At 71.1% G+C, this 277-nt stretch carries 1 pseudogene; it reads right to left on the bottom strand.

The window, feature by feature from the left end:
• Positions 1 to 251, bottom strand: a pseudogene (locus QWY29_RS20355) (UDP-N-acetyl-D-glucosamine dehydrogenase); the annotation flags it as partial.
• Positions 252 to 277: the final 26 nt, after the last annotated feature.

Raw genomic sequence — 277 nt, 5'->3', positions numbered from 1 at the left:
CGCACCACCTCGTCGGTCGTACCGGGGTAGGTGGTCGACTCGAGGACGACCAGCATGTCGGCCCGCAGGTTGCGCCCGATCGCCTCGGTCGCGCCGACGACCGCCCGCAGGTCGGGTCCGTCACCCTCGGCCAGTGGCGTGGGTACGCAGATCACGGCGGTGTCCGCACTCGCGATCAGGCGCTCGTCGGTGGTCGTACGGAACCCGTGCGCCAGCATCTCGGCGACGTCGGCGTCACTGAGGTCGTCCACATGCGACCGTCCTTCGCCGAGGGCGC

It is taken from the genome of Nocardioides abyssi (genome assembly GCF_030412915.1).
Taxonomy (GTDB): Bacteria; Actinomycetota; Actinomycetes; order Propionibacteriales; family Nocardioidaceae; genus Nocardioides; species Nocardioides abyssi.
The sequence above is the reverse complement of the archived record's forward strand: the minus strand, read 5'-3'. Positions and strand labels throughout refer to the sequence as shown.